This is a genomic window from Paraburkholderia rhynchosiae (genome assembly GCF_002879865.1).
In the GTDB taxonomy this organism is placed as follows: Bacteria; Pseudomonadota; Gammaproteobacteria; order Burkholderiales; family Burkholderiaceae; genus Paraburkholderia; species Paraburkholderia rhynchosiae.
In genome coordinates, this window is sequence record NZ_PNXY01000022.1 from 48,967 (window position 1) to 64,647 (window position 15,681).

Sequence of the window (15,681 nt, forward strand, 5' to 3'; positions counted from 1 at the left end):
CTGTCTGTATGTCTCGCCCGCGGCCGGATGTCTAGCCGCGGCGAAACACTACATGCGAAATCCGCTGCACAAGCAGCGCCGCAGCCAGCGCCGCGACGGCGGTGAGCCACACGCCGATATGAATGGATTGCACCAGCGCATCGCGCGCGGTGTCGATCAATGCGAGCGTGTCGAGCCCTGACGGCTTCATGTCCGCGATCAGTTTCAGGCGCGATGCTTCGTCGATCAGAATGCGCAGATCGACGAAGCGTGGCCGCCATTGCGATGCGGCCGGCTCACCGAGCACGCTGATGGTTCGCGTGACCACATCGCGATAGTGGTGCTGCACGACAGTCGCCACGATGCTCGTGCCCAACATGCCGCCCACCATTCGCGTGGATTGCAGGAGCGCCGTCGTGATGCCGAAGCGCTCACGGCCTGCAATCTCCTGGCCGAACACATTCAGATTGTTGAGGATGAAGCCGAGACCGATGCCGACCGCGGCCATCGGCAATTCGATCCACAGGTGCGGTGTTCCCGGATTTGCGAACGCGAGCCCGATCGACGCGAACAGCAGCAGCGTGAAGCCGATCGACAGAATGCGCGTCGGCTTTTTCATGTGAATGACGATGCGCGTGTTGAGCACGCTGCCGAGCGCAATGCATGCGGCGATCGGCGTGGCCAGCAGGCCGGCCTGTTGCGGGGAGAGTCCGAAGCCGCCTTGCAGCAGCAGCGGCGCGAAGAAAATCAGCGAGAACATCACGAAGCCGGACAGCATGCCGAGCGTGAACAGCGTGACGAGCTGCGAGTCCTTGAAGAGATCGAGCGGAATGATCGGATGCGTGGCGCGCTTCTCGCACACGAACAGCGCAATCGCGCCGACGATCACACAGACCGCGAGCGTGATGTTGCCGGCGGTCAAGCCGTCTTTCGGCACAGCTTCGATGAAAGCCTGCAGACCGCCCAACACCGCGGCCACGAGCCCGGCGCCGAGCCAGTCGATTTTGACCTCGCCGTCATGCGGACGCTGAAAGCTCGGCAGATGCACCCAGATGAAATAGAGCGCCGCCGCACCGACCGGCAGATTGATCAGAAACGTGGAGCGCCAGCCCAGATGCTCGCTCATCCAGCCGCCGAGCGACGGCCCCGCCGCCGTGCCGATGCCGTAGGCCGCGGCCATCACCACTTGCCAGCGCACGCGTGCGCGCGGATCGGGAAACAGGTCCGGTATCGACGCGAACGCCGTGCCGACCATCATCCCGCCGCCCACGCCTTGCAAGCCGCGCGCGATCACGAGAAACAGCATGTCGTTCGCGATGCCGCATAGCACGGACGCCACCGTGAACGTGATCACCGCGGCGATCACGAAGCGCTTGCGGCCGAAGTAATCGCCGAGCCGCCCGAACACCGGTACGGTCACCACCGACGCCAGCAGGTAAGCGCTCGCGATCCACGCGTAATACTCGAAGCCGTGCAGCTCCGCGACAATCGACGGCAGCGCGGTGCTGACGACCGTCTGGTCGAGCGCCACGAGCATATTGACGAGACCGATGCCGAGCATCGCGAAGAGGGCGTTCCGGAAAGGCAGCGCGGTTGCAGCGGCAGTGGAAGTCACGGATCAGGGCAGGAGAGCGTTTTAAGAAAAGCGCCGGCCGGGCAGGACGGCGCAGGGTCTCGACAACGTGTGTGGGGTAGTTGTCTGACCTCTTGCACGGCGATTATACGGGTTTGCCCTTAGCTGAAACTATTGTCCTGGCCGGTTTGTGGCTTTCGCTCGTTTTGCCGGAAAAGAAGGTTGCGGGCGAGAGTTGCCTTTTCGGGGCTGCGTTGGCAACCAACAGAGGGTTTGTCTCTACAAATGCCGTACGCATCGCTGCCGATAAATAGGTCGAGTGGTCATAGTGATGGAGCGGTGCCGCCAAACCATGGGCGGCCTTCGCAGTCATCAACTGACCTCGTTCGATCGTACGAAACAGGGGCGGCGCATGCACCGATTGAATTTCACGCAGAAGCTCTGGTTGCCGCTTGTCGTCAGCCTGCTGGCACTCCTTGCAGTGTCGGTGTCGGCGGCGTGGTTGGCGCGTGAGACGCGCATCGAAGAGCGCAAGCATGACCTCGTGAACGTGGGCCATGTCGGGCTCAGCATTGTGAAGGAATACGCGGCGCTTGCACAAAGCGGTGCGCTCAGCGAGGCCGATGCGCGCAAGCAGGCGCTCGAGCGTCTGCGCGAGGTCCGCTACGGCGAGGACGGCTACTTTCTCGTGCTTGACTCGAAGCCACGCATGATCATGCATGCGATGAAACCCGCATCCAACGGTAAGGATCTCGCGGGCACCGCGGATGCCGACGGCCGCCACCATTACGTGACGTTCGCCACGGTGGCCCAGGCGCCAGAGGGCGGTTTCGTCGACTACGTGTTCCCGCATCCGAACAATCCGCCGTCCGCCGCGGTCGACAAGATCGGCTACGTGGTGCGTTACGCGCCGTGGGACTGGATCATCGCAACGGGCGCTTACGTCGACGATATCGACGCCGCGTTCCGGGTGTCGTTGTATATCCTCGGCAGCGTGTTCGGCGCGCTCGCGCTGCTGCTGTCGGCGCTCGTCGCCTTCACCAACCGCAGCATTCAACGCACGATTGGCGGCGATCCGGCTTACGTCGCGCAGGTCGCCGGCGAGATCACGAAGGGCAATCTCGTCATCCCGATCGACATTCGTCAGGGCGATCATTCGAGTCTTCTGCACACCATGCAGCAGATGCGTGACGCGCTTGCCAACACCATCGTGCAGATCAGCGGCGCGGCCGACAAGGTGGCGACGGGCGCGCGAGAGATTGCAGCGGGCAATACGGATCTGTCCTCGCGTACGGAGAGCCAGGCGGCTTCGTTGGAGGAGACCGCGGCCAGCATGGAGCAGATGACCGCGATGGTCAGGCAAACGTCGGAGAACGCGCAAACGGCGAGCCAACTGACGGCGAGCGCGGAGCAGATCGTCAATCACGGCGGCGAGATGGCGGCCGACGCAGTCTCGACGATGAAGGAGATATCGACCGAATCGCACAAGATGGTGGAGATCATCTCGGTGATCGAAGGCATCGCATTTCAGACCAACATTCTGGCGCTGAACGCGGCCGTTGAAGCGGCTCGCGCAGGAGACGAAGGGCGCGGCTTCGCTGTCGTGGCTGGCGAAGTGCGCACGCTCGCTCAGCGCAGCGCGTCCGCGGCGAAGGAGATCCGCACGCTGATTAGCCGCGCGGTCGGCCGCGTGGAGAACGGAGTCGAACTCGTCGATAAAACCGGCGCGACGATTCAGGCGGCGAGCGAGGCGATTGCGAAGCTCTCCGGTGTGATGCGCGACATTGCCGCCGCTGCTGCCGAGCAAAGCGCGGGCATCGATCAGGTCGGCGATGCCGTCACGCAGATGGACAGCGTGACGCAACAGAACGCGGCGCTCGTCGAGGAGGCCGCCGCGGTGGCGCAGACATTGACCGAGCAGGCGAGACTTCTGGAAGCGTCGATCGATACCTTCAAAGTGCAGTCCGATCTGAGCGACGGCGTTGTGGATGCGCCGGTTGTGCGTGGGGTGGCCAAACAATCCCGCGGTTTTGCGGCTGCGGTTTGAATTCGGCAGGCGAGGGCTCAGCGGAATTCGCCCTGGTGGCGCTATGCTAGCGATTTCGCTCGGAGACTCGCATGCCTATAGCGATGCGCAACGCGGCCCTCGCGCTCTTGTCTTGTCTTGCGTTGAGCGTCGGCTTCTCAGCGCATGCCGATTCGTCATGCGATGAAGCATGCCGTGCACGCGGCCAGCTTCTCGATCATCGCGTCACGTTGCGGCTTAGCGCAGCGGCATTGTCCGAGTTGCTTGCATCGAGCCCGTCCGGGCAGCAACTCGCACGGTTGGCGGGCACGCCTGTTTGCGGCGTGGACATTGTGTATTTCCGCTATCGGACCATCGGCGGCGCGGGCGAACCGGCCACCGCAAGCGGCGCATTGATGATCCCGCAGGGACAATCCTCTGCCTGCAGTGGGCCGCGTCCGCTGATGCTATATGCGCATGGCACCACTGCGTACCGCAATTACAATCTCGCCGATCTCACGCAAACCGACCCGAACAACGGTGGCGCCGGGGAGGGTCTGAGTGTGGCCGCGATGTATGCGGCTCACGGCTACATCGTGGCGGCCACCAACTATGCGGGCTACGCCGGGTCCGATCTCCCGTACCATCCTTATCTGAACGCCGACCAGCAATCCGCCGATATGACCGATTCGCTGCGGGCGGCGCGCGCCGTGTTGAACGACGGCGGTTCGCGAGCCACAACGCGCGAGAACGGCAAGCTGTTTGTCACCGGTTATTCGCAAGGCGGTTTCGTTGCATTGGCGACGCATCGCGCGCTGCAAGCAGCGGGCGTCAAAGTGACAGCGTCCGCGCCGGGATCGGGACCTTATGCGCTCGCCGCCACCGCTGACGCGATCATTGCAGGCGAGGTCAATCTTGGCGCGACACTCTTCACGACATTGGCCGTGACGGGTTATCAGCACGCTTATAAGAACCTCTATCGCAAGCCGGCCGACTTCTTTGAAGCCGCCTATGCGCCGGGTATCGAAGAACTTTTGCCGAGCACGGAACCTCTCAATACCCTTTTCTCGCAAGGAAAATTGCCGTCGACGCATCTCTTCAGCCGTAGTCCGCCCGCTCCGCAATTCGCTTCTATGACTCCGCCTGCGGCATCTCCTGCATCGCCATCCTTCACGCCGCCCGCGTTTGCCTCGCTGTTTGCCACAGGGTTCGGTGATGCCAATCTCGTACGCAACGGCTATCGCCTCGGTCTTCTCGAAGATGCGACGGCGAATCCCGATGGCGCTTTCCCCACCGCGACGGCAAGCCTCGCACCCGCAGCGAATCCCACGCATCCGCTGCGGCAGGCATTCAAGCGTAACGACTTGCGTAACTGGGTTCCGAAGGCGCCCGTTCTGCTTTGCGGCGGCGGCTCAGACCCGATGGTGTTCTTCTTCAACGCGCGGATTGAGCAGACCTACTGGCTGAACGCGAAAGCGCCTGCGGGACTGACTTCGGTGCTGGATGTCGACTCGCCTGTGACGGGTCCTGACGATCCGTTCGCGCCGGTCAAGCAGGGCTTTGCCAACGCGAAGGCTGCGGTTGCGAGCGAGGCCGTTGCCGGCGGCGCAGCAGACGGTGGGGCGTCCGCGGTGTTGCGGTCCTATCACGGAGGGTTGGTCGCGGGCTCATGCATGGTTGCCGCGCGAGCATTCTTCGCGAACTTCTGAGCGTGCGTGCTGGCTTGTCGCTTCACATCACGCGGCTAACTGCATCAATTGCCGAACAACGAGCTTTGCATTCCGCGAGCAGGCGCGGGGCGTGCGCGTTTTGCATCGACGTTGGCCGCGTCTGTGGCTCCTTGCGTTGGCTTGTCCGCAGCCGCTGCCAATGAAGTTTGCCCCGCTTCGAGCGAGAGCAGCAGCATCTTGTTCGCGAGGCCACCCGCGAAGCCGGTCAGGTCGCCGGATGCGCCGATCACGCGATGACACGGCGCCACGATCGAAATGGGATTCCTGCCGTTCGCCGCGCCGACTGCCCGCACTGCTTTGATATTGCCGATCTGTACGGCGATTTGCGCGTAAGTGCGAGTCTGGCCGAATGGAATCGTCAACAGCGCGGCCCACACCTTCTTCTGAAACGCAGTGCCCTGAAAGTCGAGTGCGAGGTCGAAAGTCTGTCGCTTGCCCGCGAAATATTCATTCAACTGACGCTCGGCTTCGATCAGGATGGGTCGATCATCGGCTTGCATTAAGTCTGCAAGACGCACCCGGTTTGGCCTATCGTTCTCCCACAAAATGGCGGTCAATCGTTCGCCGTTGGCAACGAGTTTTAGCTTGCCGACCGGGGAATCCATCAGCGTGTATGCGTAAGTCACTTGTCTGCTCCTGCGAATTGAAGTGAGGCGCGGTGTTACGGCAAAGCGAGTCTGCCAATCCATGAATGCCGCGCGCTCGGCGCTTGGCGATGAACAGAGTGTGGACTTTGCGCTTGCAGGCGGCGCTTCGAATCTTGCTGTTTATTTCGTCGTCAAGTATGAAGGATAGGTGCGCGAGACGGTGAGCAATTCCGGCTAACGGCACAGCTTCACGCTGCAAGAAGCGCTTCACCGCGCGACTCAGTAGAATTGACACCTTCGCGCACGACTTGCGCCGGCCACCGGATATTTCTACCACTGTGACAACGACACTTGAGCAACTGCGAGCCGGACAGCTATCGGGTGCACGTCATCTTAAACTCGCGTGCGGACTGACCGAATTCCCGCGCGAGATTTTCGATCTCGCCGACTCGCTCGAAATGCTCGATCTATCGGGCAATGCACTCTCTGCGTTGCCCGACGACTTCGCGCGGCTACGCAAATTGCGCATTATGTTCGCGTCCAATAACCCGTTCACCGAGTTGCCGGAAGTACTCGGGCAGTGTCCGCAATTGAGCATGGTCGGCTTCAAGGCCAATCGAATCCACAGAGTCGCCGGCAATGCATTGCCGCCTCAACTGCGTTGGCTGATCCTCACTGACAATGAAGTCGATGCGCTGCCGCCGGAAATTGGCTGCTGTACTCAATTGCAGAAGCTGATGCTGGCGGGTAATCGTCTGCGGTTTCTTCCCGATGAGCTGGCCGCCTGTTCGCGGCTCGAATTGCTGCGGCTTGCCGCGAATCAGCTCGGCGAATTGCCTGCATGGTTGCTTCGTATGCCGCGGCTCGCATGGCTCGCCTACGCGGGCAATCCATTTAGCGAAGCATTGGAAGCCGCTGCATGGGTCGATACGCCCATCGCCGACATCCACTGGGACGATCTGTGCCTGCAGCAGCAACTGGGCGAAGGCGCCTCGGGCGTTATCTATCGGGCGAAAGTATCCGAGCATGGCGGCGCGTCGCGGCCCGTCGCGGTCAAACTGTTCAAAGGCGCCGTCACGAGCGATGGTTTGCCCGACTGTGAAATGGCGGCCTGCATTCGAGCCGGCGATCACGCGAACCTGATTTCAGTGGCCGGAAAAGTGAAGGACCATCCGGCGAACACACACGGCCTCGTGATGGAACTGATCGAGCCGCAATTCCGCAATCTGGCGGGGCCGCCCAGTTTCGAGTCGTGTACGCGAGATGTCTACGATGCAAACGCGCGTTTCGATACGGCCGATGTTGTGGACATGGCGTACGGCATTGCATCGGCCGCGTGTCACTTGCATCGACGCGGCGTCATGCACGGCGATCTATACGCGCACAACATTCTGCACGATGGCCGGGCACGTGTATTGTTAGGGGACTTCGGCGCCGCGTCTTTCTATTCGGCGGACAGCCCCGGTTTGAGCGATGCGCTTGAACGCCTGGAGGTGCGGGCGTATGGTTGTCTGCTTGAGGAACTGATCGACCGTTGCGGCCGGTCCGTCAGGCCCGCTTCGGCTGACCAATCCAGCGTCGCCGAAAAGCTGGTGAAGCTGAAGGATAGTTGTCTGAGCGAAGACGTTCAAAGCCGGCCACTGTTCGAGCAGATCGCATCGGATCTGTTCGCGCTGAAGGCTCGCTGATGTCGACCACGCGAGCCCTTTGCGGGCGAGCCAGTCCGCGTTCATTCGTTGGCGTTCGTTCCATTCACGAGCGCTGCCACGAAGGAGAGGAACCATGACGCAGAGCATGCGCCGCCGCGTGTTGATCGCCGGTGCACTGGCTGCGGCCGGTCTCACGCGTGCGGCCGGCGCGGCAATCGTGCAAGGCCCGCCGAAGATCGCGCTTGTGCTGAAGTCGCTTGGCGATCCGTTTACCATCGCGATGGCCAACGCCGCGAAGAACTACCAGCAGCATTACGCGTCGCAATTTGCGCTGACGGTTCGCGGAACCACGACCGAGACCGATACGGCCGGGCAGATCCGCATCGTCGAGGACATGATCAAGGCGAAGGTGAACGCGATCGTGATTGCGCCGTCCGGCTCGAAAGCGCTGACGTCGGTCGTCGCGCGCGCGATCAAGGCGGGCATGATCGTGGTCAGTATCGACAATCCGCTCGACGACGCATTGCAGGACGCTGCGAAGATTTCAGTGCCGTTCGTGGGCCCGAATAATCGCAAGGGCGCGACGCTGGTGGCGAACTATCTCGCGGAGCGGCTCAAGGCGGGCGACCAGGTGGGAATCATCGAGGGCACTCGCGCGGATCGCAATGCACAGCAACGCACAGCGGGTTACAGGGAGGCAATGAACGCGGCGGGCATGGACGTGGTCGCGACCCAGAACGGAGATTGGGAGTACGGCAAAGGCCGCGACGTCGCATCGAAAATGCTGGGTCAGTATCCGCAGATTCGCGGGCTGCTGTGCGCGAACGACAACATGGCAATGGGCGCAGCGGATGCCGTTCGTGATGCGGGCCGAACCGGCGGCGTCTATATCACGGGCTATAACGCCATTGACGCAATCAAACCATTGATCGCGGATGGCCACGTGCTTGCCACGGTCAATCAGTTTGCCGAGCGGCAGGCCGTGTTCGGCATGGATGTCGCGTTGAAAGCGGTAACCGAACAGAGGAAGCAGAGCGAGTTGTCGAGAACCATAGAGACGCCGCTGCAATTGGTGACTGCTGCGAAACGGTGAGGGGCTTACTGTCTCTTGGCGCCTGCGGGGTTTCGTCGTTTTTTTCGAACGTGTTGTTCTACTTTAAGTCAGGCATGGGCGCTAGCGCGTCCCTGGTTGCGCCCGCAGAGAAACGACGCAAGCTGCTACTCGGTCATAGAGCGTGTTGCTGCGGCAATGTCATCTGCCAAACGTGCCAATGCACGACTGTGGGCCATCATGATCGCGTCATAGCCGGACTCATCGTGCATTAACTCGCGGGCTGTCGTGCGTCCGTTGACCGTCCTCGTAGCCGAGCGCACGGACCAGGCGGCGACGAGAGTCATGCCTTGGGTCGTCGCCTGTCGACCAACTCGGGGACCGTGACAGCACCCATTGCGATTTCGATTGCGCCCGGACGGACGCTCTTCTGCTCCTGCGCGGCGCCCTCCACCGCGGTCAACGTATAGAGCGTCGGACTGGGCGACGTTGCGCATCCTGCTAAGAGTGCCGGCACCATAGCCGTTAAAGCCAACAAATGGAACCGGCGCATCATTTGTCTCCCGTCTTGCCGCGAATCAGCGATTCTGGATGGCGCTCGAGGTACTCCGCTAACGAGCGGATCGACACTGCAGCTCGCGACAATTCCCGCATCGTATCGGTAGTGCTTTGTTGCAATGGCGAGTCGCTTTGCAGCGCGCGATTCGCGGACGTGAGCGCCTCGCGCGCCGCGGCCAGCGTTGCTTTGGTGTCGGGAGCGAGATCGGTGTTAACCGTATTCAGCAGCGCATCTGCGTCATTGAGCGTTTTGCGCAGATCCTTGCTGATGCCTTCGAACGGGATCGCGTTCAGCCTCGCCACCAGCGTCGTAATGGAATCCTGCAAGCCCTGTAGATTGCCCGGCACCGTGGGCAATTCGGGATGTTCGTTACTCCAGTTCATCACCGCTTTGGGCGCGTTCGGAAAGAAGTCGATCGCGACGTAGAGTTGGCCGGTAAGCAGACTCGCGGTCCGCAATTGCGCGCGCATTCCCGTCGATACAAGGTAGTCCGCCATGAGTTTTCGTTCGGATGGAACACGCTCCGCGCTCGTTTTTCTGTCGTCAGTCGAAATCAGACGCTCCGGAAAAATGCTGACGTGGACCGGAATGCTGAATTCCTTGGTAACCGGATCGAAGTGCGTGCGAATCGCAGTCACTTCACCGATCACGATTCCGCGAAAATCGACCGGCGCACCCACGGTCAAACCGCGCACCGACTCCTTGAAATTCAGCACATATTGATCGACGATCGCGTCGTGCGTTTTCATCGCCTCGGTGCGGTCGGAGAATAGCCGATACGAATGCCGCGCCTTGGCCGGTGTTTTGTCAGTGGCTTGTGGCGAATCCTCGAATGCAAGTCCGCCGATCAGTACCGACACCAGCGACTCGGTATTCACCTTGACGCCGCTCGTATCGAGCGTCACATCAACGCCGCTGGCCTGCCAGAACCTCGTGTCGTTCGTGACGTATTTGTCGTAGGGCGCATTGACGAAGATATGAATCGTCATTCCCGCGCCGTCGGCATCCAGTGCATATGACACGATCTGACCGACCTGAAGGCGTCGAAAGAAGACGGGCGAGCCGATATAGAGCGAGCCGATGTTCGCGCTTCTGAGCAGGAACTCTCGTCCAGGCGTGCCGGAGGCGAACACGGGCGGCGACTCAAGACCGGCAAAGTCGCGCCGCGCCGTTCGGGATGCACCGGCGTCCATTCCAATGTGCGAGCCCGAAATCAGTGTGCTGATGCCCGAGACAGTACCGCCTGCAATGCGCGGGCGAACGACCCAGAAACGGGTGTCGTCAACGAGCATGTTGGTGGCGCTGCGCGACATTTCCGCGCTGGCGAGCACGGTCTTATGGTCATCGGAAAGCGAGAGACTTTTGATGATCCCAATGTCTACGTTCTTGAACTTGATTTTTGTTTTGCCGGCCTCGATGCCGTCGCCTGTCGCAAAGCTGATCGTAATGGTCGGCCCACGTTGCATGAAAGGCTGAACCGCCAGCCAGCCGGTTATCAGTACGGCGATAAGCGGCACACACCACACGAGTTGCACGGCCCACCGCGGGCGCTTGATGTCGACGGCGAGTGGAAAAGAAGGCGTGCCTGAGTCGTCTCTTTGTCCAGCGGGTTTATTCAACTTCTGTCTCCACTGCGTCCCATATCAGTCGTGGATCGAACGAGAGCGTGGCGAACATCGTCAGCACGACTACCCCGCCGAATGCAATTGCGCCAGGCCCCGCATCTATCGTTGCAACTGAGTCGAATTGCACGACGGCGACGAGAATGGTGATGACGTAGATATCGAGCATCGACCATCGGCCGATAAGCTCGATGAGCCGATAAAGACGCGTTCGCCTGGTCGGTACCGATGGCGAACGCAATTGAGTACTGCAAGCGAGATAAGTCAGCGACAACACCTTGAGCATCGGCACCACAATGCTCGCCATGAAGACAATCGCCGCAAGCAACCACGATCCCGAGGACCAGAGATAAACAACGCCACTCAGAATCGTGTCGGACTGCGCGTTGAACAATGTGCCCGTAACCATGATCGGCAGAAGAAGCGACGGAATATAAAGAACGGTCGCGGCGAGAATGAATGCCCACGTGCGAGTCAAACTGTTGTGTTTGCGTGGATGCAGGCTCGAGTTGCAACGCGGACAGCTCCCAGCTTGGCTTTGCAACAGCGGCCTTGCAAGCAGCCCGCAGCCGTTGCAACGATAGAGACCTGCGCGAGCCGCGGTGCGGAATCGCTCGCTCGCGGTGGCGATCCAAGCGACATCGAGATGAACCTCGGGCCGAGCTTCAGGCCGACCTTCAGGCCAAGCTTCAGGCCGAGCGCGGTCGATATGCGCCCATAGATCGAGCGGATCGAAGATAACGGCCACTATTGCGAGCAGCACCATGACGGCGCCCAACGCCCATAGTCCGATGCCGGGCATTACGGTCGCCACATGCTGAAGTTTGACGATCGCGACGAGCAACGCAAGCATGAACACTTCTATCATTCCCCACGGTGCGAAGTGGCGAAGCAGGCGCAGAACGAGTTGCGGCCCCGGCGGAGAGCGGCCGAAATACAACGGCAAAAGCAGATAGATCATGGCCGCCATGTTCAGCGCGGGCATGAGGAATGTCGTGACGAACACAAGGCCCGCAATCGGCCACATACCATCGGCGTAAAGCGACAAAGCCGCGTTGACAAGCGTGGTTTCGACGAGTGCTCCATTAACCCACACGCCGACAATCGGAAAGCAGTTGGCGACGACAAACAGCACCGTAGCCGCCAGGCTGAGCGCGAGTGTCAGGTCGCGGGTCGCGGACGCGCGCTGGGAAAGGGTCGCGCCGCAGCGTCCACACTTCGTGGCGCCGCGGCGGCTGCGGGGCGGTCTGGACTGAAGCAGGTCGCATTCGGGACAGGCAATCAATCTGGTTTCATTCATCATCGGCATCCGATCAATTGCGCGTGGTCTCGAAGAGCGAGTCCGCGTGCGTGCAATCCGCTCGTGGGGCGAGAAGGCTATTTGAATTGCTCTGCAAGCTCGTCGGCGCCTTTATCGATGCCGGTCTTTGCCGCACCCAGCGATCCAAAGGCGGCCGCGAGATTCATCGCATTCGGATACTGCTTCGTGACATAAGCCTGAAGAAGCTGGTTAGTCGACGCGTCGCGCAGTTCCACCGCATAGATCACGTAACCGGAAAACGCGGCTTCACGGCCGCGAATCGCCTGCACGCCGTTGTACAGATTGCCGCCAATATCGAAGTGAGTGAACGGGCCGAGGACCGGCGTCGTCGTGCCGGCGCCCGTCAATGTCACCTTCAACCGCAACGTGCTCGCGCCCGAATCGCTCGCGACTTCAAAGCGCTTTCCGAGCTTCTTTGCGAACGCGGATTGCGCGTAGTTAGCGAGCGTGGTTTTGTCCTGATCGCCCATGTCGCCGAACTGATCGTCGGCGCCGCGATAGATCGCGACCGGATCAATAACGATCCGTTTGTATCGGCGCCAGTCCACTTGCGTCGCATAGCGATACGGCATGCGGACCGAGCTGTTTTGCGGCTCGGTCTTCAATTCCGAGGACGACGCGAGTCCGGAATACGCGACCGGCTGGACGCTCGAACATCCCACCAAAGCCATGCAGAGCGTTGCAACTGCGAGTGTATGGGCGTTGCTAAACCTGTTCATTCAAAGCTCCATTTCGGATGACGCGCGGTTCGCCGCGCGGAAGTTGTCCACCGTGCATTGCAAGCGAACACGATCTGGCTATTAAAGACCGAACGTACGGTTTGTTTTAGAAACGGGCCTTGCCGTAGCATTTGACCCATGGCCGGGCAGGCGAATCCGGACGCGACCGGGACTGTGTTCTGAGCGGCCATTCCCCTGTTCAAACACGACAAAGCCGAGCGGCGCAAACCACCCGACGCCGCGAGGTCGCATTCAGCGTGCTATGCCGTGTGTTTTCCGGCGAATCGCCGCTGACGACACGCAAGTGCCCGATTCGGAAGCGATCGTAGCACCGTCGTAAACACAAGTAAACAGAACGTCCGGTTTGTTTATGGCTTAATCTGACCACGGACCTCTAACCGCGACGAACTGCACCGCACCTGGTAGACAGCTCGCGAGACATCAGCGTGTCGAAGCGTCATTTGAAAAAGCGGACGGCATGACAAGCAAAACCGAGATCATCCTCGCGGTGGCGGATTTCTTCGCACTCAGCGCACCGCCTGCGCTAATGGTCGCGCTCGTGTTCGCCGCGGCGTATCTGCTGATTGGCGTTCCGCTTCATTTCTGGCGTGGAGCCGTCGCCCGCGATACGTGGGGCACGCTTGCCGGTCTGTTCGCGGGTCTGCTGTATATGGCGTTTATCTTCGGCATCTACCCGAATCTGCGTGACGACCTGCATGTCATCGACGCGAAGGCGGCAAGCGCGCATCAACGGCAATGAATACGTGTCCAGCTAGCGAAAGGCAGACGGCACTGAGGCCGTCTCCGTTTGCATTTGAAAGCGCTTTAAAGGCGTTTAGAAAGGTTTGAAGATGTTTAAAACGTATCCCAGCCGTCCGTCCCCGTTGCCGCCGTTGCGACCCTTGCCGCCGTTGCGGCCGCTGTGGGGCGCAAGGCCCGCGCCGCAGCGCGTTTGCCAGCCACGCCGCCTGCTTTGCTGACAGAGGCGGTTCGCGCACGCGGCACCGCAGATTTTGCAACGGACGAAACCTGCGGCGCCGAAATCGCAGTGCCGTCCAGGCGGAAGAACGACACCGATTGATTCAACTGTCGGCCCTGATCTTCGAGCGACTTCGACGCGGCCGCTGCTTCTTCCACCAGCGCCGCGTTTTGTTGCGTGACCTCGTCCATCTGTGTGATCGCCAGATTGACCTGTTCGATGCCGCGACTCTGTTCTGCCGACGCCGCCGCGATTTCTCCCATGATGTCGGTCACGCGCGCGACGGCCTGCGTGACTTCGGCCATCGTCATTCCCGCTTTGTCCGCCAACGACGAGCCGTCATGAATCTTCTGCACAGACGTGTTGATCAGATCCTTGATCTCTTTTGCCGCGCTGGACGAGCGCTGCGCGAGACTGCGCACCTCGCTTGCGACCACCGCGAAGCCACGGCCCTGTTCGCCTGCGCGCGCCGCCTCGACGGCCGCATTGAGCGCCAGGATATTAGTCTGGAACGCAATGCCTTCGATCATCCCGGTGATTTCGGCGATTCGTGTCGAGTTCGCGCTGATCTCGCTCATGGTCCCCACCATTTCGCCGACCACGCCGTTGCCCTTCATTGCCACTTCCGATGCATTCGCCGACAGGGTGCTCGCCTGCTGCGCGTTCTCAGCGTTCTGCTTCACGGTAGCGGTCAGCTCTTCCATGCTCGATGCGGTTTCCTGAAGGGATGAAGCCTGCTGTTCGGTGCGCGACGACAGATCGACGTTGCCCGACGCGATTTCGCTGGAGCCGGTCGCGATGCTGTCCGCCGCATTGCGGACATTGCCGATCAGGCGGACGAGGCTCGACTGCATCTCAACCATCGATGCAAGCACGCTGCCCGCTGGCGCGTTGCTCGCGCCGGGAACGGAGCGCAGGTCGCCTTCGGCGACGCGCCGTGTTACTTCCGCGAGCGCGACGGGTTCGGCGCCGAGCGCACGCAGCAAGCCGCGCGTAATGATGATCCCGGCCGCGACTGCCAGCGCGATCGCGCCAAAACAGAAGGCGATCAGCAAATTGCGCTGATGTGCGAACTGCTCTTTCGACGCCTGCGCCATCTGCATGGCGCGTTCATGTGTCACGTCCACATATGCGTTGGTCGCCTTGATCAATGCAGTCAGCAACGGCCGGCATTTGCTGGCGATTGCCGCGATCGCCGCATCGCGTTGCCCACTCGCGGCCAGCCCGTCGATCTCCAGCGCGACCGGTCGATAGAGCTGTTCGATACGCGATATCTCGCCCGCGAGAGTACGCGCGTGATCGCTCATGTCCTGGGCGCTCGCGACCATCGCATTGAATTTTTCCAGGCTGCTCTCCACTCGCTTCTCCGCGTCGAGCACGGCGGCTTTTTCAAGCTCGATGTCGGCAGGCGACGAAACCAGCACGAGATTGCGCACCGCCATCGCGCGGTCGTCGACGGCGGCTCGCACCGATTCGGCCATTTGCGCGCGCGCATTGATGCCGCTGACGAAGCTGGCAAAACGTTGGTTCTCGTCGTTGAGCGCGTTCAGCGATATGGCGGAGACAATCAATACGACGACCGCGAGCGAACCGAACGCGACAGTCAGTTTTGCCTTTTCCGACAGGTTATTGAAATTCATGATTTTTGCTCCAGTCGCCACTTTTGCCCGAAGACTATTCAAGGGCTTTGGATGCCCGGAAAAATGCCGGGGATCAGCAGCACGCGATCGAAACCAGTTTGCGCCGGTGCTAAACGCGATAACGGCCCGCCCACCCGTTGCAGTAGGGCGGTTAGCCCTTGCACTTCGGGCGCAAAGGTTTGCGCATGATTGAAATTGGCTATGAAGCAGTCGCTCAATGGGGAATTGCCGGGTACCGGCGGTCATTGCACCAATACGACGTTCGCG

At 60.9% G+C, this 15,681-nt stretch carries 12 protein-coding genes; 5 read left to right on the forward strand and 7 right to left on the reverse strand.

What is annotated here, in order from left to right; genetic code table 11:
• Window positions 1-31 precede the first annotated feature (31 nt).
• Window positions 32-1,540 carry an MFS transporter gene (locus tag C0Z16_RS25875; protein ID WP_102634910.1) on the reverse strand — a complete coding sequence of 503 codons (1,509 nt, stop codon included), beginning with the start codon at window positions 1,538-1,540 and terminating at the stop codon, window positions 32-34.
• Between the two features lie 424 nt (window positions 1,541-1,964).
• Here C0Z16_RS25875 and C0Z16_RS25880 point away from each other — a divergent pair, with 424 nt between their 5' ends.
• Both C0Z16_RS25880 and C0Z16_RS25885 read left to right on the forward strand, forming a co-directional pair.
• Complete coding sequence (locus C0Z16_RS25880) at window positions 1,965-3,599, forward strand: methyl-accepting chemotaxis protein (RefSeq protein WP_102634971.1); 1,635 nt, start codon at window positions 1,965-1,967, stop codon at window positions 3,597-3,599.
• Between the two features lie 71 nt (window positions 3,600-3,670).
• Window positions 3,671-5,266, forward strand: coding sequence for an alpha/beta hydrolase family protein (locus tag C0Z16_RS25885; protein WP_102634911.1), 1,596 nt, complete (start codon window positions 3,671-3,673; stop codon window positions 5,264-5,266).
• Between the two features lie 44 nt (window positions 5,267-5,310).
• Here the strand turns inward: C0Z16_RS25885 and C0Z16_RS25890 are convergent, their stop codons facing one another.
• A complete protein-coding gene (locus C0Z16_RS25890) occupies window positions 5,311-5,913 on the reverse strand; it encodes a methylated-DNA--[protein]-cysteine S-methyltransferase (RefSeq protein WP_102634912.1) in 603 nt (200 codons plus the stop codon).
• A 299-nt stretch (window positions 5,914-6,212) separates the two neighbouring features.
• On the opposite strand from C0Z16_RS25890, the gene C0Z16_RS25895 reads away from it, so the two are divergent.
• Both C0Z16_RS25895 and C0Z16_RS25900 read left to right on the forward strand, forming a co-directional pair.
• Window positions 6,213-7,562, forward strand: a complete 1,350-nt coding sequence (locus C0Z16_RS25895; protein WP_102634913.1) for a leucine-rich repeat-containing protein kinase family protein — start codon at window positions 6,213-6,215, stop codon at window positions 7,560-7,562.
• 94 nt (window positions 7,563-7,656) lie between these two features.
• Window positions 7,657-8,616, forward strand: coding sequence for a substrate-binding domain-containing protein (locus C0Z16_RS25900; protein ID WP_102634914.1), 960 nt, complete (start codon window positions 7,657-7,659; stop codon window positions 8,614-8,616).
• Window positions 8,617-8,741: 125 nt separating this feature from the next.
• Here C0Z16_RS25900 and C0Z16_RS39620 read toward each other — a convergent pair whose 3' ends face one another.
• From C0Z16_RS39620 to C0Z16_RS25920, 4 genes are all read right to left on the reverse strand, one after another.
• Window positions 8,742-9,071: an ABC-type transport auxiliary lipoprotein family protein gene (locus tag C0Z16_RS39620; protein ID WP_102634915.1), complete on the reverse strand. Its 330-nt coding sequence runs from the start codon at window positions 9,069-9,071 to the stop codon at window positions 8,742-8,744.
• Window positions 9,072-9,126: 55 nt separating this feature from the next.
• On the reverse strand, window positions 9,127-10,752 hold the full coding sequence (locus tag C0Z16_RS25910) for a PqiB family protein (RefSeq protein ID WP_102634916.1): 1,626 nt from the start codon (window positions 10,750-10,752) through the stop codon (window positions 9,127-9,129).
• Entirely contained in the window at window positions 10,745-12,055 is a 1,311-nt protein-coding gene (locus C0Z16_RS25915) for a paraquat-inducible protein A (RefSeq protein ID WP_102634972.1), read from the reverse strand. The genes C0Z16_RS25910 and C0Z16_RS25915 overlap by 8 nt, the downstream gene beginning before the upstream one ends.
• Window positions 12,056-12,132: 77 nt before the next feature.
• Window positions 12,133-12,795 (reverse strand): DUF3313 domain-containing protein, encoded by a 663-nt coding sequence (locus C0Z16_RS25920; protein ID WP_102634917.1) that lies wholly within the window; start codon window positions 12,793-12,795, stop codon window positions 12,133-12,135.
• Between the two features lie 478 nt (window positions 12,796-13,273).
• Between C0Z16_RS25920 and C0Z16_RS25925 the strand changes: the two genes are divergently transcribed.
• Entirely contained in the window at window positions 13,274-13,555 is a 282-nt protein-coding gene (locus tag C0Z16_RS25925) for a hypothetical protein (RefSeq protein WP_102634918.1), read from the forward strand.
• Window positions 13,556-13,650: 95 nt separating this feature from the next.
• Here C0Z16_RS25925 and C0Z16_RS25930 read toward each other — a convergent pair whose 3' ends face one another.
• Entirely contained in the window at window positions 13,651-15,414 is a 1,764-nt protein-coding gene (locus C0Z16_RS25930) for a methyl-accepting chemotaxis protein (RefSeq protein WP_102634919.1), read from the reverse strand.
• Window positions 15,415-15,681: the final 267 nt, after the last annotated feature.